The sequence below is a fragment of the Sphaerisporangium cinnabarinum genome (genome assembly GCF_055567015.1).
In genome coordinates this window covers 247,431-271,145 of sequence record NZ_JBVHRG010000005.1, presented here as the reverse complement: position 1 = coordinate 271,145, position 23,715 = coordinate 247,431, and the positions used below count along the sequence as shown (strand labels likewise).

At 74.7% G+C, this 23,715-nt stretch carries 19 protein-coding genes; 6 read left to right on the top strand and 13 right to left on the bottom strand.

Annotation, left to right across the window (positions count from 1 at the left end):
* Positions 1-66: 66 nt before the first annotated feature.
* Complete coding sequence (locus ACZ4MO_RS09890) at positions 67-1,374, bottom strand: alkaline phosphatase (RefSeq protein ID WP_255437253.1); 1,308 nt, start codon at positions 1,372-1,374, stop codon at positions 67-69.
* Positions 1,375-1,534: 160 nt separating this feature from the next.
* Positions 1,535-2,575 carry a DUF2804 family protein gene (locus ACZ4MO_RS09885; protein ID WP_175009086.1) on the bottom strand — a complete coding sequence of 347 codons (1,041 nt, stop codon included), beginning with the start codon at positions 2,573-2,575 and terminating at the stop codon, positions 1,535-1,537.
* A 204-nt stretch (positions 2,576-2,779) separates the two neighbouring features.
* Between ACZ4MO_RS09885 and ACZ4MO_RS09880 the strand changes: the two genes are divergently transcribed.
* The 3 genes from ACZ4MO_RS09880 (at position 2,780) to ACZ4MO_RS09870 (ending at position 5,825) form a co-directional block, all read left to right on the top strand.
* Complete coding sequence (locus ACZ4MO_RS09880; RefSeq protein WP_175009087.1) at positions 2,780-4,018, top strand: ferrochelatase; 1,239 nt, start codon at positions 2,780-2,782, stop codon at positions 4,016-4,018.
* 41 nt (positions 4,019-4,059) lie between these two features.
* Positions 4,060-4,794 carry a hydrogen peroxide-dependent heme synthase gene (gene hemQ, locus ACZ4MO_RS09875; protein ID WP_175009088.1) on the top strand — a complete coding sequence of 245 codons (735 nt, stop codon included), beginning with the start codon at positions 4,060-4,062 and terminating at the stop codon, positions 4,792-4,794.
* A 197-nt stretch (positions 4,795-4,991) separates the two neighbouring features.
* Entirely contained in the window at positions 4,992-5,825 is an 834-nt protein-coding gene (locus tag ACZ4MO_RS09870; protein WP_175009089.1) for a TspO-related membrane protein, read from the top strand.
* Between the two features lie 84 nt (positions 5,826-5,909).
* On the opposite strand, the gene ACZ4MO_RS09865 is transcribed toward ACZ4MO_RS09870, so the two are convergent.
* The 3 genes from ACZ4MO_RS09865 to ACZ4MO_RS09855 form a co-directional block, all read right to left on the bottom strand.
* Positions 5,910-7,256 carry a Glu/Leu/Phe/Val family dehydrogenase gene (locus ACZ4MO_RS09865; RefSeq protein WP_255437254.1) on the bottom strand — a complete coding sequence of 449 codons (1,347 nt, stop codon included), beginning with the start codon at positions 7,254-7,256 and terminating at the stop codon, positions 5,910-5,912.
* Between the two features lie 86 nt (positions 7,257-7,342).
* Positions 7,343-8,143 carry an aldo/keto reductase gene (locus ACZ4MO_RS09860; protein ID WP_175009090.1) on the bottom strand — a complete coding sequence of 267 codons (801 nt, stop codon included), beginning with the start codon at positions 8,141-8,143 and terminating at the stop codon, positions 7,343-7,345.
* A gap of 69 nt (positions 8,144-8,212) precedes the next feature.
* Complete coding sequence (locus tag ACZ4MO_RS09855; RefSeq protein WP_175009091.1) at positions 8,213-8,971, bottom strand: helix-turn-helix domain-containing protein; 759 nt, start codon at positions 8,969-8,971, stop codon at positions 8,213-8,215.
* Positions 8,972-9,024: 53 nt separating this feature from the next.
* Here ACZ4MO_RS09855 and ACZ4MO_RS09850 point away from each other — a divergent pair, with 53 nt between their 5' ends.
* Positions 9,025-12,624 (top strand): proline dehydrogenase family protein, encoded by a 3,600-nt coding sequence (locus ACZ4MO_RS09850; RefSeq protein ID WP_175009092.1) that lies wholly within the window; start codon positions 9,025-9,027, stop codon positions 12,622-12,624.
* A 63-nt stretch (positions 12,625-12,687) separates the two neighbouring features.
* On the opposite strand, the gene ACZ4MO_RS09845 is transcribed toward ACZ4MO_RS09850, so the two are convergent.
* From ACZ4MO_RS09845 to ACZ4MO_RS09815, 7 genes are all read right to left on the bottom strand, one after another.
* Complete coding sequence (locus ACZ4MO_RS09845; protein WP_222592394.1) at positions 12,688-13,902, bottom strand: DNA glycosylase AlkZ-like family protein; 1,215 nt, start codon at positions 13,900-13,902, stop codon at positions 12,688-12,690.
* A gap of 86 nt (positions 13,903-13,988) precedes the next feature.
* Positions 13,989-15,005: a LacI family DNA-binding transcriptional regulator gene (locus tag ACZ4MO_RS09840; protein ID WP_086150845.1), complete on the bottom strand. Its 1,017-nt coding sequence runs from the start codon at positions 15,003-15,005 to the stop codon at positions 13,989-13,991.
* A 67-nt stretch (positions 15,006-15,072) separates the two neighbouring features.
* Positions 15,073-16,623 carry a family 1 glycosylhydrolase gene (locus tag ACZ4MO_RS09835; protein ID WP_175009093.1) on the bottom strand — a complete coding sequence of 517 codons (1,551 nt, stop codon included), beginning with the start codon at positions 16,621-16,623 and terminating at the stop codon, positions 15,073-15,075.
* A 135-nt stretch (positions 16,624-16,758) separates the two neighbouring features.
* Entirely contained in the window at positions 16,759-17,679 is a 921-nt protein-coding gene (locus ACZ4MO_RS09830) for a carbohydrate ABC transporter permease (protein ID WP_034651858.1), read from the bottom strand.
* Positions 17,676-18,800 (bottom strand): carbohydrate ABC transporter permease, encoded by a 1,125-nt coding sequence (locus ACZ4MO_RS09825; RefSeq protein WP_074807765.1) that lies wholly within the window; start codon positions 18,798-18,800, stop codon positions 17,676-17,678. Before ACZ4MO_RS09825 ends, ACZ4MO_RS09830 begins: the two co-directional genes overlap by 4 nt.
* Before the next feature lie 116 nt (positions 18,801-18,916).
* Complete coding sequence (locus tag ACZ4MO_RS09820; protein WP_175009094.1) at positions 18,917-20,251, bottom strand: extracellular solute-binding protein; 1,335 nt, start codon at positions 20,249-20,251, stop codon at positions 18,917-18,919.
* A 296-nt stretch (positions 20,252-20,547) separates the two neighbouring features.
* A complete protein-coding gene (locus ACZ4MO_RS09815) occupies positions 20,548-21,048 on the bottom strand; it encodes a DUF2505 domain-containing protein (RefSeq protein ID WP_074807760.1) in 501 nt (166 codons plus the stop codon).
* Positions 21,049-21,182: 134 nt separating this feature from the next.
* Here ACZ4MO_RS09815 and ACZ4MO_RS09810 point away from each other — a divergent pair, with 134 nt between their 5' ends.
* Positions 21,183-22,664, top strand: coding sequence for a sensor histidine kinase (locus ACZ4MO_RS09810; protein ID WP_499278797.1), 1,482 nt, complete (start codon positions 21,183-21,185; stop codon positions 22,662-22,664).
* An 86-nt stretch (positions 22,665-22,750) separates the two neighbouring features.
* Here ACZ4MO_RS09810 and ACZ4MO_RS09805 read toward each other — a convergent pair whose 3' ends face one another.
* Positions 22,751-22,999 (bottom strand): WhiB family transcriptional regulator, encoded by a 249-nt coding sequence (locus tag ACZ4MO_RS09805; RefSeq protein ID WP_021481972.1) that lies wholly within the window; start codon positions 22,997-22,999, stop codon positions 22,751-22,753.
* A gap of 240 nt (positions 23,000-23,239) precedes the next feature.
* Between ACZ4MO_RS09805 and ACZ4MO_RS09800 the strand changes: the two genes are divergently transcribed.
* Entirely contained in the window at positions 23,240-23,701 is a 462-nt protein-coding gene (locus ACZ4MO_RS09800) for a hypothetical protein (RefSeq protein WP_175009096.1), read from the top strand.
* The last annotated feature ends 14 nt before the right edge of the window (positions 23,702-23,715 follow it).

Genomic DNA, 23,715 nt, shown 5'->3' with positions numbered 1-23,715 from the left:
AATCGTCCGGATCCGGTCGCCGACCCCGTGCTCGGCGGCGCCAGGGGCGTCGGCCGCGCGGGCGGCTCAGCCGCGGCCGCGGGGCTGCATCGCGCGCAGGACGGCGTCGTGGACGTCGGTGTTGCGCTGCGCGCCCGCGAGGCGCGCGGCGCCCGGGCCCTGCGCGGTGATCGGCGTCGCCTCGCCCGTGTGGCCGCCCGTCGTCCAGTCGACCGTGAACTGCAGGTCGGAGCCCGCGAGGTCGAACGGGCCGTCCTCGGCCGTCGCACCCTCGCCGCCCTCGTCCTCGGGGTCGACGTTCTCGATCGCGAGCCCGCCCGTCGCGTGGTCGCCCACGACGAGCACGAGCGTGTCCCGGTTCCGCTTCTGGAAGTCCAGCGCCAGCGCGACGGTCTCGTCGAGCGCCTGCCCGGCCTGGATCGTGCGCGTCGCGTTGGAGCGGTGCGCGAACTCGTCCACGCCCTCCTCCTCGACGAGGAGGAAGAACCCGTCGCGGTCGCGCGACAGCACGTCGAGCGCCTTGGCCGTCATGTCGACGAGCGGCACCTCCGGCTCGTACAGGTCGCCCTCGCCCTCGTTGCGCTGCTCGAACATCTCCTCGTTCGCGAACAGGCCGAGCAGCTTGCGCCCGCGCGCGTCCGCGAGCCCCTCGGCGTCGCTCACGTACGTGTAGCCGAGGCCCTGCGCGCGCTCGACGAGGTTCCCCTTCGTCCCCTTGCTCTGCTCGGTCGGGTCCTTCGCTGGGTTGTCCTCCCACGCGCCGGGGTCGCCGGCCGGGTACCACCAGTCCTCGCCGCCGCCGAGGACGACGTCGGGCCGCGAGCCCTCGAGGAGCTGGCGCGCGATCTCGCTCTGGTCGCCGCGGTCGGGCACGTGCGCGCCGAACGCCGCGGGCGTCGCGTCGGTGACCTGCGCCGTCGTGACCAGGCCCGTGGCCTTGCCCGCGTCCCGGGCCGCCTCGAGGAGCGTCGGGACCGGGTTGCCGTCGACGTCGACGCCCACCGCCCCGTTGTACGTGCGGACCCCGGACGCGAACGCCGTGGCGCCCGCCGCGGAGTCCGTGACGGCCTCCTCGGGGTCGGCCGAGTCCGTCGTGGTCCACCCGGCGTGCTCGAGCGAGTCCATCGCGAGCTGCCCGTCCTTGCCGACCGTCGCGAGCCGGACCAGCTCGCGGTGCGAGAGCCCGAGCCCGTCGCCCTGGATGAAGATGACGTTGCGGGCGCGGTCGTTCCCGTGGCCCTGGCCGCCGCCGCGGTCGCCGCCCCGGTCGTCGCCGCGCTCGCCACCGCCGCCGAGCGGCAGGAGCATCACGAGCGCCGCGGCGGCCGCGACCCCCGTCGTCCCTGCGCTGAAAAGTCCTCGTCGTGCCTGCATGAGACCCCTTCCCACCGGTGCCGGCTCCGGTGCCGGCACGGCCGCCGCGGACGGGGTCGCCGTCGTCGCGGGGCACGCCCGACGGCGTCGGTGCCGCCGGGTCGTTCCCCACGCTAGGCAGGGGCGGGGGACTGGCAAGCGGGGCCGGGGTGCGGGGCGGTCACCAGCGGTTGTGGACCTCCTCGGCCCAGCCGACGAGCCCGTCGAACCGCACCGGCGCGGACGACGTGCCGCCCGCGCCCGGCGCGGCCGACGGGGTGAACGTGCCCGACCAGTGCCCGAAGCACTGGTCGGTCGACGACGAGACGACCCCGAGGTGCGTGCGCGTGACCTTCGTGTGGAAGGGCACGAACGTCGCGTCGAGCCCGCCGCCGCTGACGCGCCACGGCCGGTCCGGGTCGGCGAGGTCGTAGTCCCACACGAGCTCGTCGGGGAGGTGGTGGAGGCGCCCGTCGACGAGGACCGCGTTCTCGGTCGATCCCGTGCCGACCGTCCAGCGGCCGCCCACCTGGATCCCGACGACCCGGCCGTGGCTCTCGCCCGAGCCCGCGCCCCAGTTCCAGCGGACGTCGTACGGCCAGCGCCCGCGGCCGTGGTCGAGCACGGCCCACGACGACCCGGCGGGCACGTCGACCGTCCGGCCGTCGACCCACAGCGTCCCGTGCGCCGGGCGGGCCACGTCCTTGACCGTGTACTGGAACCGCGTGTCGCTCCACGGGACCACCACCGCGAGCCGCTCGTGACCGGGCGGCAGCGCCGCGACGACGTCGAACGAGACGTCGCGCGTGCGCGCCCGCAGGCGCGTGCCGCCGTCGACCTCGTCGAGGTCGATCGCGAGGTTCCTCGCCCGGGCGCGTGCCGGGCCCTCGCCCAGCGTGCCGGGGAGCTCGACGCCGCGCGCCGGCACGACGGTCGCGGCGGCGCCCCACGTCCGCCCCGACTCCCGGTCCAGGACCCACACCTCGTGCACCGCGGCGTAGTCGATCGAGGAGACGGTGAGGGCGAGCACGTGCGTCGGGGTGGTGACGCCCCAGTACTCCCAGCGCTTGTTCCGGCCGAACCGGCGGGGGCCGCCCGGGCCGCGACGCCCGATCGCGGCGGTGCCGACGAGGGGCTGCCGGGCCCAGCCGACGGCTCGGCGGTCGAGGCGGCCGTCGGGGCGGGTGAGCGGCACGCGCTCGGTGATCTCCGGGAGCGGCACGGCTCCACCTCCACGTGGTCGGCTCGGGGCGGCTCGTCCGCGGGCGTCGGTGCCCGCGGCGCGGCCCTGAGGGACGAGCGGCCCGAGTCTAGGGTGCGAGCGTCCTCGCGAGGGGACGAGGTGACACTCTGTCCCGTCAATGTCACGTCCGAGGTGCCCGCTTCCGGACGAGCGGGCTCAGGAGCGGGTGCCATGATCGGGAGCATGCCCCCGTTCTCCCCCCAGGACGTCACTGCCGACACGGGCCGGGCCGTCGAGCCCGTCGAGCCCGTCGAGCCCGCCGCCACCCCCGCGAGCGCCGTCGACCCCGGTCCCACGCCCGACCTGCGCCCGTACGACGCGCTGCTGCTGTACTCGTTCGGCGGCCCCAACAAGCCCGAGGACGTCGTGCCGTTCCTGCGCAACGTCACCGCGGGCAAGGGCATCCCGGACTCGCGCCTCGAGGAGGTCGGCGAGCACTACTACGGCTTCGGCGGCAAGAGCCCCATCAACGAGCAGAACCTCGCGCTCAAGGCGGCGCTCGAGGCAGAGCTCGCGCGCCGCGGCGTCGAGCTGCCCGTCGTGTGGGGCAACCGCAACTGGGAGCCGTACACGACCGACGCGATCGACGAGCTCGAGGCGCTGGGCGCGAAGAACGCCGTCGCGCTGGTGACGTCCGCGTACTCGTCGTACTCGGGCTGCCGCCAGTACCGCGAGGACCTCGCGGTCGTGCTCGACGGGCGCGGCCAGCTCGGCCCCGACGGCTCCACGGGCGTGCAGTTCGACAAGGTCCGCTCCTACTTCAACCACCCCGGCTTCGCGCAGGCGAACGTCGACGCGGTGCTCGACGGCTACGCGGCGCTCGCGGACAAGGGCGGCGACGGCGCGGCCGCGCGGCTCGTGTTCGTCACGCACTCCATCCCGGACACGATGGAGGCGGCGTCGCGCATCTCGTTCGCGACGTACTCCGAGCAGCACCTCGACCTCGCGCGCGTGATCGCGGCGGAGGTCTCGGCGCGCCTGGGTCACGACGTCGCGTGGGACCTCGCGTACTGCTCGCGGTCCGGCCCGCCGAGCCAGCCGTGGCTCGAGCCCGACGTGAACGACCACCTCGAGGCCCTCGCGCAGGACGGCGTCCGCGACGTGGTGCTGTCGCCGATCGGCTTCGTCTCCGACCACATGGAGGTCGCGTACGACCTCGACACCGAGGCGATGGAGACGGCGACGGGGCTCGGGATGACCGCGGTCCGCGCGGGCACCGTGAGCACGCGCGAGCCGTTCGTGCGCGGTCTCGTCGACCTGCTCGTCGAGCGCGCGGCGCTCTCGCGCGGCGAGGACGTCGAGCAGGCCACGGTCGGCGCGCTCCCGGCGTTCCGCTCGGTGTGCGCTCCCGGCTGCTGCCTGCGCCGCGACGGCGAGCCGAGCGGCGTCCCGGCGCTGTGCAGCACGGACATCCACAGCTGAACCCCGGCGGGCACCCCCGCACGGACCCGAGAGGAACCCCGATGAACGACGCCGCGCGCGTACCCGCGGACCACGAGCAGATCAACACCACCATCCGCTACGCGATGTGGTCCGTCTTCGCGACGGCGGCGCCCCTGCCCGCCGACGCGGACGAGCGGGCGGGCCTCGTGGCCGACGCGCTGGCCGCCGTCGGCGGTGGCGACGACCCGTCGGCGACGGACGGCGACCTCGTCGTGCGCGGCTGGTACGACGTCGCGGGCCTGCGCTCGGACGCCGACCTCATGGTGTGGTGGCACGGCCCGACGGTCGAGTCGGTGCAGCGCGCCTACCAGCACCTGCGCGCGAGCGCCCTGGGTGCGCACCTCGAGCCCGTGTGGTCGAACGTGGCGCTGCACCGCCCGGCGGAGTTCAACCGGGGGCACGTGCCCGCGTTCCTCGCGGGCGAGGAGCCGCGCGACTACCTGTCGGTGTACCCGTTCGTGCGCTCGTACGACTGGTACCTCCTGCCCGACGCCGAGCGCCGCACCATGCTGCGCGACCACGGCCTCGCCGCGAAGGACTACCCCGACGTGCGGGCCAACACGGTCGCGTCGTTCGCGCTGGGCGACTACGAGTGGATCCTCGCGTTCGAGGCCGACGAGCTGCACCGCATCGTCGACCTCATGCGCGAGCTGCGCGCGACCGAGGCGCGCCGCCACGTGCGCGAGGAGGTCCCGTTCTTCACGGGCCCGCGCACGACGCTCGCCGACTGGGCGGACCGCCAGCCCCTGGCCTGAGTCCGGCCCCTCGCTCCCGCCCGCCCGGCTCGCCCACCCGGCTCCGCCCAGGCCCGCGGCCGAGAACGACCCTGGTGTCGGTATCCCCGTGATACCGACACCAGCGTCGTTCTTGTCGGCGAGCGGCGTCGTTCTCGGCGGGGGAGCGGCGACGCTCCCGAGATGCTCAGCATGCTGAGTGATGTCAGGCTGGAAATATGACCACCGAAGCCGCCGTCCCCGCGGGAAGCGTCCGCGCCCCCGCCTCCTCCGACCGGGTCCGTCAGGTCGTCGTCCTCGTGGGCTCGCTCGTCGCCGCCGGTGCCGCGGCGTACGGCGCGGGCGCCTTCGGCGGCACGTCCGTCGAGCAGACCGCCGGGGGTGCGCTGTCCTCGACCGCGACGCCCGTCGCGCCGGACAACCCGGCGTTCCGCATCTGGTCGGTGATCTACCTCGGGCTCTTCGTGTTCGCCGTCTACCAGGTGCTGCCCCGGCACGCCGCGAGCCCGCGCCTGCGCGCGACCGCGTGGTGGGTCCTCGTGTCCATGGTCCTCAACGCCGCGTGGATCGGCGTCGTGCAGGCCGGGTGGGTCCCGCTGAGCGTCGTCGTCATCGCGGCGCTGCTCGCCGTCAACGCGGTGGTCGTCGTGCGGCTCGTGCGCCGTCGGCCCGAGTCGACGGCGCAGGCCGTCGTGCTCGACGGGACGATGGGCCTGTACACCGGCTGGGTGAGCGTCGCGACGCTCGCGAACGTCGCCGCGGCGCTCACGGACGCGGGCGTCGGCGAGCTCGGCCTCGGCGCGACGGGCTGGTCCGTCGTGCTCGTGGTGCTCGCCGCGGCGCTGTCCGTCGCGTGGGCGGCGTTCGCCGCCGGGCGCCGCGCGGTCGCCCTCGGTATCGGCCTCGCGATGTCGTGGGGCCTCGCGTGGATCGCCGTCGGACGGTTCCAGGGCGAGCTCCTCGACACCACCGTCGCCTGGGCCGCCGTCGGAGCATCCGCGATCGCGCTGACAGCGGCGCTCCTGGCGGCAACCCGCCCCGCACGCCCCTGAGCACCCGCCGAGCACGGGACCCGCGACCGGATCGAGCCCAGGACGGTCGCGGACCCCGTGCTCGGCGGGGCGGAGCGTCGTCCGTCAGGGGTAGAGGCCGCGGATCTGGTGGGCCTCCGCCACGCGCTGGACGCCGATGACGAGCGCCGCGTCGCGCAGGCTCAGGTCCTCGCGGCGCGCGAGCGCGGCGACCTCCTCGTACGCGTGCAGCATGCGGAGCTCGAGCTTGTCGCCGATCTCCTCCGCGGTCCACCAGTACGCCTGGTTCGCCTGGACCCACTCGAAGTAGGAGACGACGACGCCGCCCGCGTTCGCGAGCACGTCCGGCACCACGGTCACGCCGTTCTTCGCGAGCACGCGGTCGCCCTCGGCGGTCGTCGGGCCGTTGGCGCCCTCGACGACCCAGCGCGCGCGCACGGTCCGGGCGGTGTCGCCGTCGAGCACGCCCTCGATCGCGGCCGGCACGAGCACGTCGACGTCGAGCGCGAGCAGCGCGTCGTTGTCCACCGGGTCGGCCCGGTCGAAGCCCACGACGCTGCCGGTCGCGGCGACGTGCTCGACCAGCGCCCGCACGTCGAGCCCGTCCGGGGCGTGCACCCCGCCGTACTGGTCGGACACCGCCACGACGCGGGCGCCGCGGGCCGCGAAGATCGCGGCCGCGTGCGCCCCGACCTTGCCGAAGCCCTGGACGGCGACGCGCACGTCGGAGAGCGGCACGCCCGCCTCCTCGAGCGCCGCGGCGGTGACGTGCACGACCCCGGCGCTCGTCGCCGTCGTCCGACCGAGCGACCCGCCCACGGTGATGGGCTTGCCGGTCACGACCGCCGGGATCGTGTAGCCCTGGTTGACGGAGTAGGTGTCCATGACCCAGGCCATGGTCCGCTCGCTCGTGCCCATGTCGGGCGCCATGATGTCCCGCTCGGGCCCGATGACCGGCATGATCTCCGACGTGTAGCGGCGCGTCACGCGCTCGAGCTCCGCCTCGGAGTAGGAGCGCGGGTCGATCGCGACGCCGCCCTTCGCGCCGCCGTACGGCAGGTCCACGAGGGCGCACTTCCACGTCATCCACATGGCGAGCGCGCGGACCTCGTCGATGTCGACGCTCGGCGCGTACCGCAGGCCGCCCTTGCCCGGACCGCGCGACACGTTGTGCTGCACGCGGTAGCCGTGGAACAGGACGGTGCGGCCGTCGTCGCGCCGCAGCGGCACGGCCACGTTCACCTCGCGGCGCGGGGTCGCGAGCATCTCGTGCAGGCCGTCGTCGTAGCCGAGGAAGCGGACCGCGTCGGCGAGCTGCGCGTGCGCGGTGTCGAGCGCGGACGCCGGGGCGCCGGCGTCGGGGGAGCGGCGCGTGCCGCGGGGGAGATCGGTGCGGTCGGTGGGGGCGGGGCCGTCGCTCGTGGTGGCGGGCGGCACGGACGTCGTCGTCACGGTTCCTCCGGTTCGAGGTTCTCCTCGGTGCCGCGGGGGTGTGCGGCACCGAGGGTCACGCTACCCCCGGCGCGGTCGCTCGCCGCTCACGCGCCCCGGCGGTGCCCCAGGGCGTCGACGGCCGCGAGCTCGTCCGCGGTGAGGGAGAACCCGGTCACCGCGAAGTTCGCCTCGATGCGCTCCGGCGTCACCGACTTCGGGATGACGACGAACCCGTGGTCGAGGTGCCAGCGCAGCACGACCTGCGTGGGCGTGACGCCGTGCGCCGCCGCGACCTCCGCGAGGACCGGCGCGTCGAGGTCGGTGCGCTTGAACGGGCTGTACCCCTCGAGCACGACGCCGCGCTGCGCGAGCTCGTGCACGACCCGGTGGTGGTAGTCGGCCGGGCTCCACGGGATCTGGTCGACGGCGGGCGTCTCGCCGACCTGCTCGGACAGCACGTCGACCTGCTCGACGGAGTAGTTGCTCACCCCGATCGAACGCACCTTGCCCTCGTCGCGCAGCTCGACGAACCGCTCCCACACCCACGGCGACGCCTCGCCCGCCGGCGGCCAGTGGATGAGCCACAGGTCGACGTGGTCCGTGCCGAGGTCGCGCAGCGACGCCTCGAGCGTCTCGCGCTCGCGGCCCGCGGCGTCCGGCGGGAGCTTGGTCGTGACGAACACGTCGCCACGGTCGACGGACGAGTCGGCGAGCGCGCGCCCGACCTGCGCCTCGTTGCCGTAGCCCGTCGCGGTGTCGACGTGCCGGTAGCCCACGTCGAGCGCGTGGCGCACGGCGCGGTAGGCGTCGTCGCCCTCGGACTGCCAGGTGCCGAGACCGAGCAGGGGCATCGTGCCGCCGGGCAGCTCGACCGTGGGGACGGGGGCGGGGTCTGCGGAGGTCATGCCGTCAGTCTCCGTGCCCGACGGCGTCGCTCGCCACCGCGGGCGCCCTCGCCGTCGCGCGGGCGGAGGTCAGCGGCGCGTGCGGCGGCGGTACTGGGCCGGGGTCTCGCCCGCGAGGCGCGCGAACGTGCGCGTGAACGACGGCTGGTCGTAGAACCCGCTCGCCGCCGCGACGTCGCCGATCGTCATGGCGCTCCCCGCGAGGAGGCGCGTCGCGTGGTCGACCCGGGTGCGCAGCACGAGCTGGCGCGGCGTCACGCCGTACACGCGCCGCACGCGCCGGTCGAGCACCGCGGGCGTGCAGCCCGCCGCCTCGGCGAGCCGAGCCGTCGTCCAGCGGGCGCCGAGGTCCGTCTCGACCGCGGCGACGAGCGCGGCGAGGGAGTCCATGGTCGCGTCGTCGGCGGCGCCCGCACGCAGGTCGTGCGAGACGGACACGAGGCCGACGAGGTGACCGGCGTCGTCGTGCACGGGGAGCTTGGACGTGAGGAACCAGCCCGACGTGCCGCCGAGCCGCCGGATGCGCTCGAGCTCGCCGCGCAGCGCGCGCCCGCGCAGCACCTCGGCGTCCTGCTGCTCGTAGCGCTCGGCGAGCTGCGGGACGAACAGGTCGCGCGCGCGTCGGCCCAGCACCGCGCGGCGCGAGCGCTCGGTCGTCCGCGCGACGAACACCGGGTTGACCGCGACGTACCGGCCCGTGACGTCCTTCGCGCAGAACATCGTGTCCGGCAGCTCGTCCATGAGCGCGACCATGGCGGGGCTGAGCGCTCGGAGGAGCCGGTCCGCCGCGGGCGGCGAGGTCTCGGCGTTGTCGCGGTCGGGTGTCATGTCGCCCCGGATCGTACAAGACGAGTCGCCGCGACCCGAGGCACCCTGGAGGGATGAGCAACGACGCGCCCGCCCGGCCGCTCCCCACCCCCGGAGCCGTCGGCGACACGAGCCTCACCTCCCCGGACGACCTCGTCGAGGAGGCCGTCGCGCTGGCCCGGCGCTGGCTCGCCGCCAGCGAGGGAGCGGGCGACGCGCGCGCCCGCAGGACCGCCGAGCGGCTCGGCGCGCTCGTCTCCGACCCCGCGGGCCTCGAGCTCGCGGTCCGGTTCGTCGACGACGTCGCGCGCCCCCAGGACGTGCACGTCGCCGCGCGGGCGCTCGGCCGCCTCGGCGAGCTCGCGGGCAGCGCGGGGTCGTTCCTCGGGGCGGTCGACCGGTCGCTCCTGCGCGTCGGGGCGGGCGTCGCGCCGGTGCTGCCGCGCGTCGTCGTGCCGGCCGCGCGCGTGCGCCTGCGCCAGCTCGTGGGCCACCTCGTGGCCGACGCCGGCCGCGGCCTCGGCCCGCACCTCGCCCGGACCCGCGCGGAGGGCTACGCGCTCAACGTCAACCTCCTCGGCGAGGCCGTGCTCGGCGAGGCCGAGGCGGACGCCCGCCTCGAGCGCACCCTCGCGCTCGTGCGGCGGCCCGACGTCGACTACGTGTCGGTCAAGGTGTCGTCCGTCGCGTCGCAGCTCGTCACGTGGGACCTCGAGGGGTCGTGCGCGCGGGTCGTGGAGCGGCTCCTGCCGCTGTACCGGGCCGCGCGCGAGCACGGCGTCTTCCTCAACCTCGACATGGAGGAGTACAAGGACCTCGCGCTCACGACCGCGGTCTTCCGCGAGATCCTCGCGCACGACGACCTGCACGACCTCGAGGCCGGGATCGTGCTCCAGGCGTACCTGCCCGACGCGCTCGGTGCGCTCGACGGGCTCACGCGCTTCGCGGCCGAGCGCGTCGCCGCCGGGGGAGCGCCGGTCAAGGTGCGCCTCGTCAAGGGCGCGAACCTCGCGATGGAGGCCGTCGAGGCCGAGCTGCACGGCTGGCCGCAGGCGCCCTACCCGACCAAGCCCGACGTCGACGCCAACTACGTCCGCCTCCTCGACCACGCCCTGCGCGCGCCGCGGACCGACGCCGTGCGCATCGGCGTCGCGAGCCACAACCTCTTCCACGTCGCGCTCGCCGTGCTCCTCGGCCGGGCCCGCGGCGTGAGCCACGCGCTCGACGTCGAGATGCTCCAGGGCATGGCCCCCGGCGAGGCGCGCGCCGTGCGCGACGAGGTCGCGACCGACCGCGTCGAGAGCGGCCCGCACGCCGGGCGCGGCGGGCGCGTCGTGCTGTACACGCCCGTCGTGCGCGACGAGGACTTCGACGTCGCGATCTCCTACCTCGTGCGCCGCCTCGAGGAGAACGCCGCCGAGCAGAACTTCCTGCACGCCATGTTCGCGCCCGACGGGTCGCCCGCGGGCAGCCCCATGGAGCGCCAGGAGGCCGCGTTCCGCGCGTCGGTGCGCCACGGGGTGCACTACGCCGAGACCGACGTCGCGCCGCGCCGCGCGCCCCGGCCCGCCGTCGGCGCCGGGTCGGCGAGCCCGGAGCCCGACGGCACCGTGCCTGAGGGGACCGGCACCGGGTTCGCGAACGCCCCCGACACCGACCCGGCGGTCGCCGCCTCGCGCGACTGGGCCCGCCACGTCACCGGGACCGGCTCCGGGTACGTCCCCGTCCGCACGCCCCAGCTCACCACGACCGCGCAGGTGGACGACGCCGTCGCGACGGCCGTGCGCGCGACCGCCGCGTGGTCGCAGGTCGCCCCGGCGGCCCGCGCCGCCGCCCTGCGCGCCGTCGCCCGGCGCCTGGAGGAGGCGCGGACCGACCTCGTCGCCGCGATGGTCCACGAGCCGGGCAAGACCGTCGCCGAGGCCGACCCCGAGGTGAGCGAGGCCGTCGACTTCGCGCGCTACTACGCGCGCTCCGCCGAGGAGCTGGACCACGTGCCCGGCGCCCGGTTCGCGCCCGACGGCGTCACGCTCGTCACGCCGCCGTGGAACTTCCCCGTCGCGATCCCCGTGGGCGGGGTCCTCGCGGCGCTCGCGGCCGGGTCGGCCGTGCTCGCCAAGCCCGCGCCGCCGACGCCGCGCTGCCTCGAGGTCGCCGTCGAGGCGGTCCACGCGGGCCTGCGCGACGCGGTGGCCGCGGCGCCGGGAGACTTCCCGGCGCTGGACGCGAGCTCGGTGACGGAGGTCGTGCAGTACGTCCGCGTGCCCGACGACGAGCTCGGCACCCGCCTCGTGACGCACGACGACGTCGCTCGCGTCGTGCTCACGGGCTCGATCGAGACCGCGCAGCTCTTCGCGCGGTGGAAGCCGTCGCGCCCGGTGCTCGCCGAGACGTCGGGCAAGAACGCGCTCGTCGTCACGCCGTCGGCGGACCTCGACCTCGCGGTCGCGGACCTCGTGCGGTCGGCGTTCGGGCACGCGGGGCAGAAGTGCTCGGCCGCGTCGCTCGCGATCCTCGTCGGCTCGGCGGGCGACCCGCGGACCGAGACGGGGCGGCGCGTGCGACGCCAGCTCGTGGACGCGGTGCGCTCGCTCGCCGTCGGCCCGGCGACCGACGTCTCGACGACCATGGGCCCGCTCACCGAGCCCGCGTCGGGCAAGCTGCTGCACGCGCTGACGACCCTGGAGCCCGGGGAGTCCTGGCTCGTGCGGCCGCGGCTGCTCGACGGCGGGCCCGACCTGGAGGGCCGCCTCTGGACGCCCGGCCTCAAGGAGGGCGTCGCGCCCGGGTCGCCGTTCCACCTCACCGAGTACTTCGGCCCCGTCCTCGGGATCATGACCGCCGCGACGCTCGACGAGGCGATCGCGCTCCAGAACGCGGTCCCGTTCGGCCTGACGGGCGGCATCCACAGCCTCGACGACGCCGAGGTCGAGCGCTGGCTCGACGCCGTCCAGGTGGGCAACGCCTACGTCAACCGGCACATCACGGGCGCGATCGTGCAGCGGCAGTCGTTCGGCGGCTGGAAGCAGTCGGCCGTCGGCCCGGGCGCCAAGGCGGGCGGGCCGAACTACGTCGCGCAGCTCGGGCGCTGGAGCGACGCGCCGGGCGAGGACGCCGTCGAGGGCGCGGGGACGTCGTCGGGCAGCACCGGCCCGGGGCGGGCCGCGCCGGCGGACGCCACGCCGCCCGCGCGCGAGACCGCGCCCGAGGCGTGGCTCGCGTGGGCGCAGGCCGACGACGCGCGCTGGTGGGCGCGGGAGTTCTCCGTGGGCCACGACCCGTCGGGCCTGCACGTCGAGGCGAACGTGTTCCGCTACCGCCCGGTCGACGTGCTCACCGTGCGCGTCGGCGCGGACGCGCTCCCCGTCGAGGTCGAGCGCGTGCTGCACGCCGCGCGCACCGCGGGCGTGCCGGCGGTCGTCGTGCCGAGCGTGGGCGACGCCGCCGTGAGCGACGAGGAGTTCGCGCGCCGCGTCGCGTCCGGCGCGGTCCGGGGCCGGGTCCGCGTCGTCGGCTCGGCGCCGGGGCTGCACGAGGCCGCGGCCGAGCGCGTCGGCGAGGTGACGGTGCTCGACCACCCCGTCGTCGCGAGCGGTCGTCGCGAGCTGCTCGCCGTGCTCCACGAGCAGGCGGTCAGCCGCACGACCCACCGGTACGGCCACGTGAAGCACTGACCCGCCGCGCCGTCGCGGGAGGGGCCCGGGCTCGACCAGGCCTCTCCCTCGACGGGCCGGGCTCTACGACGCGTCCTGCGCCGGTACCACCGTCACGGACGTCGCGTCGCGGAACGCGCGCAGGCGCTCCGCCTGCTCGGCGACGGCGTCGGTGAGCCCGGCGTCCCACGGGACCCACGGGTCGGTGCGGACCGTGAGGCGCCGGCCCGACGCGCGGGGCCGCCACGTGCCCACGACCTCACCGCCCGCGAGCACGGCCCCGGGCCGGCCGAGGACCCGCCACAGGTCCTGGGCGCGCGCGACGCCCGGGACGAGCGTCGCGCGGTCGCGCAGCTGGAGGAACAGGTCGTAGGGGCCCACGAGGCGCACGGCCGGGACACCGGCTGCGGGCCGCGCGCCGCGCTCGCGCCCGGCGGCGCCCGTGACGTGCCCGAGGTCGTCGGCGAGCACCCATCTCTCGGTCGGCCGCGCACCCGGCTCGACGTCGGTCACCTCGACGCGGACCGCGTCGTCGGGCCACCGGCTCCGGACGTCCTTGACCGGGGCGTCGAGGAACGCGGCGACGTCCTGGACGCTCGCGCCGGGGAAGAACCGCAGGTAGCCGCGCACGACGTCCAGGCGCGGCGGGGCGTCGTCGCCGAGGCGCCCGTAGAGCGGCGGCTCGAGCCCGGGGACGCGCCGCAGCACGGGCGGGGACGAGCCCGGCTCGAGCTCGAGCCCGGCCTGCAGGGCCGCGAGGCGGAACGTCTGCTCGTAGCTGTGGGTGGCGCCGCACGGCCCGCACCAGCGCAGGTGCGGCTCCGGGAGCCGCGCGGTGAGCCGCGTCGAGAGGTCGCCCTTGACGGTCGGGGTCTCGACGAGGTCGCGCTCCAGCCGCGCCTCGGTGCGCAGCGCCTCGAGCACGGCGACACCGGCCGCACGGAGCGGTCGGCTCGCGTCGTAGACCCGCTTGGCGGCGTCGGCCTCGGAGAACGGGGCCGTGGCGGTCGCGACCTCGGCGAGGTCCGCCCGGCGGTAGACGTGCGGGGCGCCCCGCAGGGTCCACGCGAGCGCGAGGTCGGGCGGCAGGGTGCCGGGCGTGATCGGCGGGGCGCCGCGGACGGCGAGCGCCCACGCGGCGCCGTCGGCCCCCGTGTCCTGGACGCCCAGGTCGAGGACGGCGACGTCCGTCGCCGCGGCGGCCGCGCCCGGCGCCCGGTCGAGCTGGTGGGCGTGCCAGCGCGCGGCGAGGACGTCGGCCCGCGAGAGCGTGGCCACCGGTTCCGTGGACGGGTGCACGTCGCCAGGCTACGAGCGACCGCCCACGGCGTCGCGCCCCGGCGGCCCGGGGGGCTGTCGGGACGCAGTCGGGGACCGACGACGGGTCAGACGGAGTCGCGCTCGACGAGCTCGGGCGCGAGGACCTGCGACGCGATCTCGTCGCCGCGGCCGCCCACGAGGTCGAGCAGGAGGTCGGTCGCGCCGCGCACCATCTCGACCATCGGGTTCTGCACCGTGGTGAGCGGGGGCGACGTCGTGGCGGCGGTGGCGAGGTTGTCGAAGCCGACGACGGACACGTCGCGCGGCACGTCGCGGCCGTGGGCTGCGAGCACGCGCAGCGCGCCCTCGGCCATGAGGTCGGACGCGACGAACAGGCCGTCGACGTCGGGGTGCGCGGCGAGGAGGCGCTCCATGGCCGCCGCGCCGCCCGCGACGGCGAAGTCGCCGATCTCGACCGCGTCGTCCGGCAGGCCGGCGTCGCGCAGCACCTCGCGGAAGCCCGTGAGCCGGTCCACGCCCGCCGTCATGTCCTGCGGGCCGGCGATCGTCGCGATGCGGCGCCGGCCCGCCTCGACGAGGCGCCGCGCCGCGAGGCGCCCACCCTCGACGTTGTCCACGTCGACGTAGAGGAGGTCCGGCGTCGGGCGGAACGGCCGCCCCACGAACACGGCGGGCAGGCGCGCCGCGAGGAGCGCCTCCTCGAGCTCGTCGTCGCGGTGGTGCGACGCGACGATCGCGCCGTCGACGTGGCCGCTGCTGAGGTACCGCACGATGCGGCCCGGCTGCTCGTCGGGGCGCGCGAACAGCAGCACGAGCTGCAGGTCGGTGCCGCCGAGCGCGGCGCTCACGCCGCGCATCGTGCCCGCGAGGAACGGGTCGGTGAGGATGCGCTCGTCCGGCTCGGGGACCACGAGGGCGATCGAGTCCGTGCGGCGCGTCACGAGCGAGCGGGCGGCGCGGTTGGGCGTGTAGCCGAGCTGCGCGACGGCGGCATCGACCGCCGCCTGCGCCTCGGGGGACACCCGCAGACCGCCGTTGATGGCGCGCGACGCCGTCGAGCGCGAGACACCCGCCGTCTGGGCCACCTCGTCCAGGGTCGGCGCGGAGCGCAGGCTGTTCATCCGGACAGTATCGCGCGCGCGCTCCCCGGTCCGCACCGCCCCGCTCACCGTGTCCTCACCGTCGTCCTCACTCGGCCGGGTCGGGGTCCGCGGCCGGCGTCTCGCGCGCCGGGATCGCGTTGTCGCGCGCGACCTGGCCGTACCAGGCGCCGCTCGCCTTGACGGTGCGCTCCTGCGTCTCGTAGTCGACCCGGACGATGCCGAACCGCTTCGTGTAGCCGAGCGCCCACTCGAAGTTGTCGAGGAGCGACCACGCGAAGTAGCCGCGCACGTCCGCCCCGGCGTCGATCGCGTCGCGCGTCGCGCGCAGGTGCGCGTCGAGGAACTCGAGCCGGTCCTGGTCGTCGACCGAGCCGTCCGGGCCCACCTGGTCCGGGTAGGCGGCACCGTTCTCGGTGATGTACATCGCGACGCCGCGCGGTCCGGTGAAGTCGCGCTGCAGGCGCGTGAGCAGGCGCGTCAGCCCCTCGGGCTGGACCTCCCAGCCCATGTCCGTGCGCGGCAGGCCGCGGGAGTGGGCGTGCACGCCGTCCGCGGCGGGGTAGGGGGACGACGTCGCGCGCACCGGCGCGTCGTCGGCCGCCTCGTCGCGGACGCCCTCGGGGCGGGTGCCCCCGGCGCCGTCGCCCTCGGCGCCGGGCGCCGTCGCCTGCGGGCGGGCCGAGACGGCACCGCCGTTGTAGTAGTTGACCCCGAGCGTGTCGATCGGGGTGGAGATGATCTCGAGGTCGCCGTCTTTGACGTGCTCGAGCAGCCCGTAGGGCGCGACGTCCTCGAGGACGTCGGCCGGGTACTCGCCGTGGAAGACGGGGTCGAGGAAGATCCGGTTGAACTGGCCGTCGATCCGGCGCGCGGCGTCGACGTCGGCCGGGTCCTGCGGGTCGACCGGGTCGGACACGGTGAAGTTGAGCGTGAGCCCGAGGTTCGCCTCCGGCGCGCGCTCGCGCAGCGCCTGGACCGCGAGGCCGTGCCCGAGCAGCAGGTGGTGCGCGGCCGCGAGGCCGTCCTCGCGCGACTGCCGGCCCGGTGCGTGCACGCCCGCGGTGTAGCCGAGGAACGCGGAGCACCACGGCTCGTTGAGGGTCGTCCACACGCCGACGCGGTCGCCCAGCGCCTCGTGCATCGTCACCGCGTACTCGGCGAAGAGGTACGCCGTGTCGCGCGACGTCCAGCCGCCCTTGTCCTCGAGCGCCTGGGGGAGGTCCCAGTGGTACAGCGTGAGCCACGGCAGGACGTCCGCGGCGAGCAGCTCGTCCACGAGGCGGTCGTAGAACGCGAGCCCGGCGGGGTTCACCGCGCCGCCGTCGGGACGCACGCGGGCCCACGACGTCGAGAACCGGTAGGCCCCGAGGTCGAGGCCGCGCAGGAGCGCGACGTCCTCGCGGTACCGGTGGTAGTGGTCGCACGCGACCATGCCGTCGTCACCGTTCACGACGGCGCCCGGCACGCGGGCGAACGCGTCCCACACGGAGTCCGTGCGCCCGTCGGTGTGCCCCGCGCCCTCGATCTGGAACGCGGCCGTCGCGGCGCCCCAGAGGAAGCCCGGGGGCATCTCGACGCGCCCGGTCGCGGTCGCCGGATTCGGGGGGAGGGGCGCGGACGGGACGAAGCTGGTCATGGTCGATTGTCCTTCGAGAAGTCGCGGGATGGCGCGCGGGCGGGCCGGTCGGGCCCGCCCGCGCGACGGTCGGCGCGCAGCACGGACCGCGCCCACCGGGTGGTGGGCGGGTCGTGCGGCGCGGGGCGCCGGGCGTCAGCCCTTGACGGCGCCCTGCATGATGCCCGCCACGAGCTGGCGGCCGGTGAAGATGAAGATGACGATGAGCGGCAGCGTGACGAGGAAGATCCCGGCCATGACGAGCGAGTAGTCGACGAAGAAGTTCGACTGGAGGGACCGCACCACGAGCGGCAGCGTCGGGTTGTTCTGATTGAGCACGATGGACGGCCAGAAGAAGTTCGTCCACTGCTGCACGAACGTGAACAGGCCCAGCATCGCGGCGGCCGGGCGGGCCGCCGGCAGCGCGATGGACCAGAACGTGCGGATCATGGACGCGCCGTCGACCCGGGCCGCCTCGATGAGCTCGTACGGCAGCGCCTCGCCGAGGTACTGCGTCATCCAGAAGACGCCGAACGCCGTGACGAGCGCGGGCACGATGACGGCCTGGAGCTTGCCGATCCACCCGAGGTCCGACATGAGGATGTACATCGGGATGACGCCGAGCTGCGTGGGCACCGCCATCGTCGCGATGACGAAGACGAGCAGCGGGCCGCGGCCACGGAACCGGAGCTTCGCGAACGAGAAGCCGGCGAGCGTCGAGAACAGCACGACCGAGAGGGACGTGAGCACCGCGACGACCACCGAGTTCCAGGCGGCCTTCCAGAAGTTGATCGCGTCCGAGCTCATGACGTCGGCGAACCGGTCGAACAGGCTCGCGTCCGGCAGGAGCTGGGGCAGCGCGCTGCGCGAGATCTCCTCGGGCGTCGAGGAGCCGAGGATCAGCGTGAAGTACAGCGGGAACACCGAGATCAGCAGGACGATCCCGAGGATGGTGTACGTGACCCAGCGCGGGCGGCGCTGCGTGCCGCCGACGTTCTTCCCGGCGCTCCGGCGGCGGGACGCGGCGCGGGCCGCGCCCGGGCCGGCGGTCTGGGCGATGACGGGGACGGAGCTCATCGCTTCCTCCGGTCGGTCGGGCTGGCGGCGGTCGGGACGGATGCCTCGGTCCCCGCGGCGGAACGCTGCGCGGACATGGCGTCCTCGGCGCGCAGGCGCTTGCGCGCCTCCTGGCGGCGACGCACCCAGCGTGGCGGGCGCGGCTGCGCGTTCGACGTGGCGATCCGCCGGGTGACGAGGAAGTTGACGATGCCCACGAGGATGATGAGCAGGAACAGCAGCCACGCGACGGCGGCCGCACGACCGAAGTTCTTCTGGTTGCCCCACGCGACGTCGTAGAGGTAGAGCACGGTCGTCATCCACTGGCGGTCGGCGCCGCCGAGGCCCTGCGCGTCGAACATGCGCGGCTCGTCGAAGATCTGCAGGCCACCGATCGTCGAGGTGATGACGACGAAGATGATCGTGGCGCGGATCTGCGGGACGGTCACGGAGAAGAACTGGCGCACGCGCCCGGCGCCGTCGATGATCGCGGCCTCGTACAGCTCGCGCGGCACGGCCTGCATCGCGGCGAGGAAGATCAGCGCGTTGTACCCCGTCCAGCGGAAGTTCACCATCGACGCGATGGCGACGTGGCTCGCGAGGGCGTCGGCGTGCCAGCGGATCGGGTCGACGCCGACGAGGCCGAGCAGCTCGTTGATGAGCCCGTACTGGTCGGCGAACAGGCGGCCGAAGATCATCGAGACCGCGACGGGTGCGACGACGTACGGCAGCAGGACGCCCATGCGCCAGAAGGTCGCGGCGCGCAGGTTCTGGTCGAGCAGCGCGGCGATCGCGATCGCGGCGAGGACCTGCGGCACGGACGAGAGCACGAAGATCGAGACGGTGTTGCGCAGGGACTTCCAGAACGTGGGCTGCGCGAGGACGTCCGTGTAGTTCTGGAGACCGACGAAGTCGCCCTGGCCGCCGAGCAGGTTCCAGTCGTAGACGGACACGACGGCGGTGTACACGAGCGGGAAGAGCCCCGTGATCGCGAACAGGATGAAGAAGGGCGAGATGTAGAGGTAGGGCGAGACCTTGACGTCCCAGCGGCTGAGGCGCTGGGAGAAGCCGACGCGGCGCGGCGTGCGCGGCGGCGGACCGCTGAGCCCCGGCGAGGGCTGGGTGGGCGTGAGGACGGCCATGTGGGATTCCTGGGCTGCTCGGTGGCGCTGGGTGGCTGCGGGTGCGGGGCGTCGTCCGCGGGCGGACGCGCGCGGGGCCGGGGGCGGCAGGTCGTGCCGCCCCCGGCCCCGTCAGGTCACAGGCCCAGGTCCTGGAAGGACTGGAGCGTCTTCTGCCACGAGGAGGCGGCGTCGTCCGTCTTCTCGACGTCCACGCGCTTGATGCCGTCCTGGACGGCCGTGTGGATCGAGAAGTAGTTCGCGCCCTTGAACGGCGCGCTGTCGATCGCGAGCGCACGGTTCACGAAGATCGTGCCGACCGGGGCGTCGTTGAAGAAGTCGTTCGTGAAGGACTGCACGGCGTCGGACTCCTGCGCCTCGAGCTGCGACGGGAACGTGCCCGCGTTCTCGAAGGCCGTCGTCTGCTGCGCCGGGTCGGTCAGCCACGCGGCGAGCTCCTTGGCCGCCTCGGCGTTCGGGCCGGAGGCCGGCACCGTGAGGAACGAGCCGCCCCAGTTGAGGCCGCCGCCGGGGAAGACGTCCGCGACGTTCCAGCCGGTGACGCCGCCCGAGCGCTCCTCGACCGGGCCGGTCATCCACGCGGGGCAGATCATCGTCGCGAAGCCGTCGTTCTGGAACGCGGCGTCCCAGTCGCCCGACCACTGCTCGAGGCCGGCGGAGAGCTCGTTCGTCGTCGACTGCTCGAGCACCGTGTCGTAGATGTCGATGATCGGCTGGTTGGACGCGAGGTCCTTGGGCGTGCCGTCGGACTCCTCGTAGGCGTTGTCGATCTGGTTGACCATGGCCTGCGAGATGGACATCGCGGAGTCGTACCAGGCCGAGTCGCTCGCGGCGACGAACGTGGCGCCCGCGGCGAAGTAGTCGTCCCACGTGGCGTCCTCGCCACCGAGGAGCTCGGCCACGCCGGCCGGGTCGCTCGGGAGGCCCGCGGCCTCGAACAGGTCCTGGCGGTAGCAGATCGCGCTCGGGCCGATGTCGGTGCCGTAGCCGATGAGCTTGCCGTCCGTCGTCGTCGCCTGCTGGACCTTCCAGTCCACCCAGCGGCCGTCGAGCGACGAGTCGGTGAGGTCGGTGAAGAGGTCGGGGTACTGCATGAGCTCCGGGAGCCAGTCGACCTCGATGGCCTCGATGTCCGCGAGGCCCTCGCCGCCGGCGGCGAGCTTCGTGGTGAGGTTGGTCCGCGCGTCCTCGGACTTGGCGGCCTTCGTCTGCTTGACGGTGACGTTCGGGTGCTCCGCGGTGTACGCGGCGAGGAGCTCGTCCGTGTAGCCGAAGTCGTTGAACGTCGCGACGGTGAGCGTGATCTTGTCTCCGTCGCCGGAGCCCGTCGCGTCGTCGTTCGAGCCGGAGCCGCTCGAGCACGCGGTCAGGGTGAGGGTGATGGCCGCGAGGCCTGCGACGGCGGCGATCGCCTTGCGGGGCCGGCGGGTCGTACGGGTGCTGCTCAGCACGGTGACTCCCTTGTCGGTGGGGCGGGGTCATGGCAGCGCTCCCACCTCCAATGTGGTAGCGCTTCCACACAACGGCCTGATCGTGCGTTCCCGCCCGAACCCGTGTCAAGCCACGCTCGTGCTCGGAGGGGTGTGGTTGCGCTCCCACCCGGGTATCTGCGCAGGTCAGAGCGTTGCGGTGACCTACCGGTTGGTCGGATTCTGTGGAAATCGTTACCGGTTCGAGACCGGTCTCCGCGCGGTGCCGACGAGTGCCCGCGTCGGTCGGGCCACGCCGGACTCCGCCCGGTCGGCGGTCAGCGCGACAGCCACGCGAGGCCGGCGGACTCCTCGGCGGCGAGCGCCGTCCGCACGGCCTCGGCCGCAGCCTGCTCGATCGCGCCGCCGAAGAGCGGCACGTTGGCCTTGACCTCGCCGTCGTAGCGCTCGACCGTGCCGTCACCCTCGGGGGAGAGCGTCACGGTGCCCGTGAGGCGCACCGGCGCGCCGGTGATCTCGAGCGACACCGTGCCCGACCGCTCGCCGTCGCGCTCCGGCTCCCAGACCTCCGCCTGCCGGATCTCGAGACGACCCCCGACGAACGACCGGACGTGCGCGGGGATCTGGTCCGTGGGCAGCGTCCGCCGCACCGCGACGGTGAACCCCTCGTCCGGCCCGCCGGTGACGTCGACCTGCTCGACGTGGGCGCCGTCGCCGCCGGAGCGGGCAGCGCGCCAGCGGACGAACTCCTCGTCCGCGAGCATCGCCCCGACGGCGGGGACGGGGGCGGGGTAGCGGAGCTCGACGCTCAGGTGCACGGGACCTCCTCGGACCCTGCGCCGGCCCGTGACGGGCCGGTCGACGGGACGGCTGACGGTTCTGGCGACCGCGCACGCGGGCGCTGAGGGGACTCTACCGGTCGCGCCCCTCTACGCTGGGGTCCGTGTCTGCCATGAGTGACCTCATCTCCCGCCACGCCGACCTCAGCTCGGCGGACAACGAGTGGTTGCACCTGCTCGTGGGCGACTGGCAGGTGATCTCCGACCTCGCGTTCGCCGACCTCGTGCTGTGGCTGCCCACGAGCGACGGCAACTTCGTCGCCGTCTCCCAGTGCCGGCCGTCGACGGGCGCGACCGTCCACTACGACGACATCGTCGGGTCGTTCGCCCCCGAGGGGCAGCGCCCGCAGCTCGAGCGCGCGCTCACCGAGGTGCGGTCGCAGCGCTCGCGCGAGCCGCGCTGGTTCGGCGCGTACGCCGTGCGCGAGGAGGCCATCCCGGTGCTGCACTCCGGGAAGGCGATCGCCGTCGTCGCGCGGCAGACCAACCTCGGGAGCGGGCGCACGCCCAGCCGCCTCGAGCTCAACTACGTCGAGGCCGCGGACGACCTCATCGCGATGATCTCGCGCGGGGAGTTCCCGTTCCCGAACGCCGCGACCGGGCCGCGGCGCGGCGCGCCGCGCGTCGGCGACGGCCTCATCCGGCTGAACTCCGAGGGCGAGGTGCTCTACGCGAGCCCCAACGCGCTGAGCTGCTTCCACCGCCTCGGCGTGATCGGTCCGCTCGTCGGGCGCTCGCTCGCCGAGGTGACGGCCGACCTCATCGAGCACCAGAACCCCGTGGACGAGTCGCTGCCGCTCGTCGTCATGGGCCGTGCGCCCTGGCGCACCGAGATCGAGGCGCAGCGCGTCGCGCTGTCGCTGCGCGCCCTCCCGCTCACCGAGTCCGGTCAGCGCATCGGCGCCGTCCTGCTGTGCCGCGACGTCTCCGAGCTGCGCCGTCGCGAGCGCGAGCTCATCACCAAGGACGCGACGATCCGCGAGATCCACCACCGCGTGAAGAACAACCTCCAGACCGTCGCGGCGCTCCTGCGGCTGCAGGCCCGGCGCATGGACGTCCCGGAGGCGCGTGCCGCGCTGGAGGAGGCGATGCGGCGCGTCGCGACGATCGCGCTCGTGCACGAGAGCCTGTCGCAGACGCTCGACGAGGAGGTGGAGTTCGACGACATGGTCGGTCGCGCGCTGCGCCTCGCGGCCGACGTCGCCTCCGCCGACACGAGCGTGCGGACCGTGCGGACGGGGAGCTTCGGGCTCGTGCCCGCGGAGGACGCGACCCCGCTCGCGCTCATCCTCACCGAGCTCGTCACCAACGCGGTCGAGCACGGCCTCGCGAAGCAGGACACCGGCACGGTCGAGGTCGCGGTCGAGCGCGACGGGTCGGCCCTGCGGATCGTCGTGGCGGACGACGGCGTCGGCATGCCCGACGGCGACGTCGCCCGCGCAGGCAAGGCCGCCAAGAGCGGCCTGGGCTCGCAGATCGTGCAGACCCTCGTGACGAACGAGCTCGGCGGCACCATCGAGTGGTCGCCGCGCCCCGGCGGGGGCACCCAGGTCGTGCTCGCGCTCGTGCTGCGCGACGGCAACCGCCAGGGCTGACCGCCGGTACGACGACGGGCCGCCACCCCGGAGGGTGACGGCCCGTCGTGCTGCTCGACGCCCGGAGGGCGGAGCGGCGTGTCGTGTCAGCCGGCGCGGCGTGCGCGCGCGGTGCGGCGCTTGAGGGCGCGGCGCTCGTCCTCGGAGAGGCCGCCCCAGACGCCGGCGTCCTGGCCGGACTCGATGGCCCACTTGAGGCACGTGTCGACGACGTCGCAGCGGCGGCAGACGGCCTTCGCCTCCTCGATCTGCAGGAGCGCAGGGCCGGTGTTCCCGATGGGGAAGAACAGCTCGGGGTCTTCGTCGAGGCAGGCTGCGCGGTGGCGCCAGTCCATGTTCGTCGTCTCCTTCGGGCAGAGGGGAGCCTGGTCGCGAGGTGATGACTCGTCGCTGGGCGACCCGGCAGGGGGCTGCCCGGGCCAAGGGCTCGAGGCGGGGGGTGATTGATGCTTGAACCAGGTTCACACCTCGTGAAGCACAGCACAAGGGGTTACGAGAAAGTTTCCGTCGCATGAATCGTGAGGCCTTCGTCACACGGGTGTGAAGCCGCAGGTCGCCGCGTACGCTGGGTGATCGTGCCCTCCCGCGAGCCCTCCGGAACCCCGCCCGAGCCCCGCCCGACGCCCCCGGGACCGTCGTCCGACGGGGGGTCGCGGCCGCCCGCACTGACGGCGCTCGTCGCCGGGGTGGGCGTCGAGATCGCCGCGCTCGTGGTGGGCGCGGTGCTGATCCTCGTCGAGCTCGTCCGTGGTGGGTCGCAGTCGTTCGGGGTGAGCGTCTTCCTCGTCGTCTTCGCGCTCGGCGTGGGAGCCGTGCTCGCCGCGAGCCTCCGCGGGCTGCTGCGCGGGCAGCGCTGGGCACGGTCGCCCGTCGCGACGTGGCAGATCCTCCAGGGGGTCGTCGCGGTCAGCTCGCTCCAGGTGGGCGTGACCCCGTGGGTCGTCGTCGCGCTGGTGCTCGCCGTCATCGTGCTCGTCCTCCTCATGCTGCGTCCCGTCGTCGAGGCGACCACGCGCGACGTCCGCCCGGCCGCCTGACTCTCGGCCCGCGG

What these genes read in the sequence shown, in the direction of transcription:
- ACZ4MO_RS09890 (WP_255437253.1), bottom strand. Translation starts at nt 1,374, where the DNA reads ATGCAGGCACGACGAGGACTTTTCAGCGCAGGGACGACGGGGGTCGCG.
- ACZ4MO_RS09880 (WP_175009087.1), top strand. Translation starts at nt 2,780, where the DNA reads ATGCCCCCGTTCTCCCCCCAGGACGTCACTGCCGACACGGGCCGGGCC.
- hemQ (WP_175009088.1), top strand. Translation starts at nt 4,060, where the DNA reads ATGAACGACGCCGCGCGCGTACCCGCGGACCACGAGCAGATCAACACC.
- ACZ4MO_RS09870 (WP_175009089.1), top strand. Translation starts at nt 4,992, where the DNA reads ATGACCACCGAAGCCGCCGTCCCCGCGGGAAGCGTCCGCGCCCCCGCC.
- ACZ4MO_RS09860 (WP_175009090.1), bottom strand. Translation starts at nt 8,143, where the DNA reads ATGACCTCCGCAGACCCCGCCCCCGTCCCCACGGTCGAGCTGCCCGGC.
- ACZ4MO_RS09855 (WP_175009091.1), bottom strand. Translation starts at nt 8,971, where the DNA reads ATGACACCCGACCGCGACAACGCCGAGACCTCGCCGCCCGCGGCGGAC.
- ACZ4MO_RS09850 (WP_175009092.1), top strand. Translation starts at nt 9,025, where the DNA reads ATGAGCAACGACGCGCCCGCCCGGCCGCTCCCCACCCCCGGAGCCGTC.
- ACZ4MO_RS09840 (WP_086150845.1), bottom strand. Translation starts at nt 15,005, where the DNA reads ATGAACAGCCTGCGCTCCGCGCCGACCCTGGACGAGGTGGCCCAGACG.
- ACZ4MO_RS09835 (WP_175009093.1), bottom strand. Translation starts at nt 16,623, where the DNA reads ATGACCAGCTTCGTCCCGTCCGCGCCCCTCCCCCCGAATCCGGCGACC.
- ACZ4MO_RS09830 (WP_034651858.1), bottom strand. Translation starts at nt 17,679, where the DNA reads ATGAGCTCCGTCCCCGTCATCGCCCAGACCGCCGGCCCGGGCGCGGCC.
- ACZ4MO_RS09825 (WP_074807765.1), bottom strand. Translation starts at nt 18,800, where the DNA reads ATGGCCGTCCTCACGCCCACCCAGCCCTCGCCGGGGCTCAGCGGTCCG.
- ACZ4MO_RS09810 (WP_499278797.1), top strand. Translation starts at nt 21,183, where the DNA reads ATGAGTGACCTCATCTCCCGCCACGCCGACCTCAGCTCGGCGGACAAC.
- ACZ4MO_RS09805 (WP_021481972.1), bottom strand. Translation starts at nt 22,999, where the DNA reads ATGGACTGGCGCCACCGCGCAGCCTGCCTCGACGAAGACCCCGAGCTG.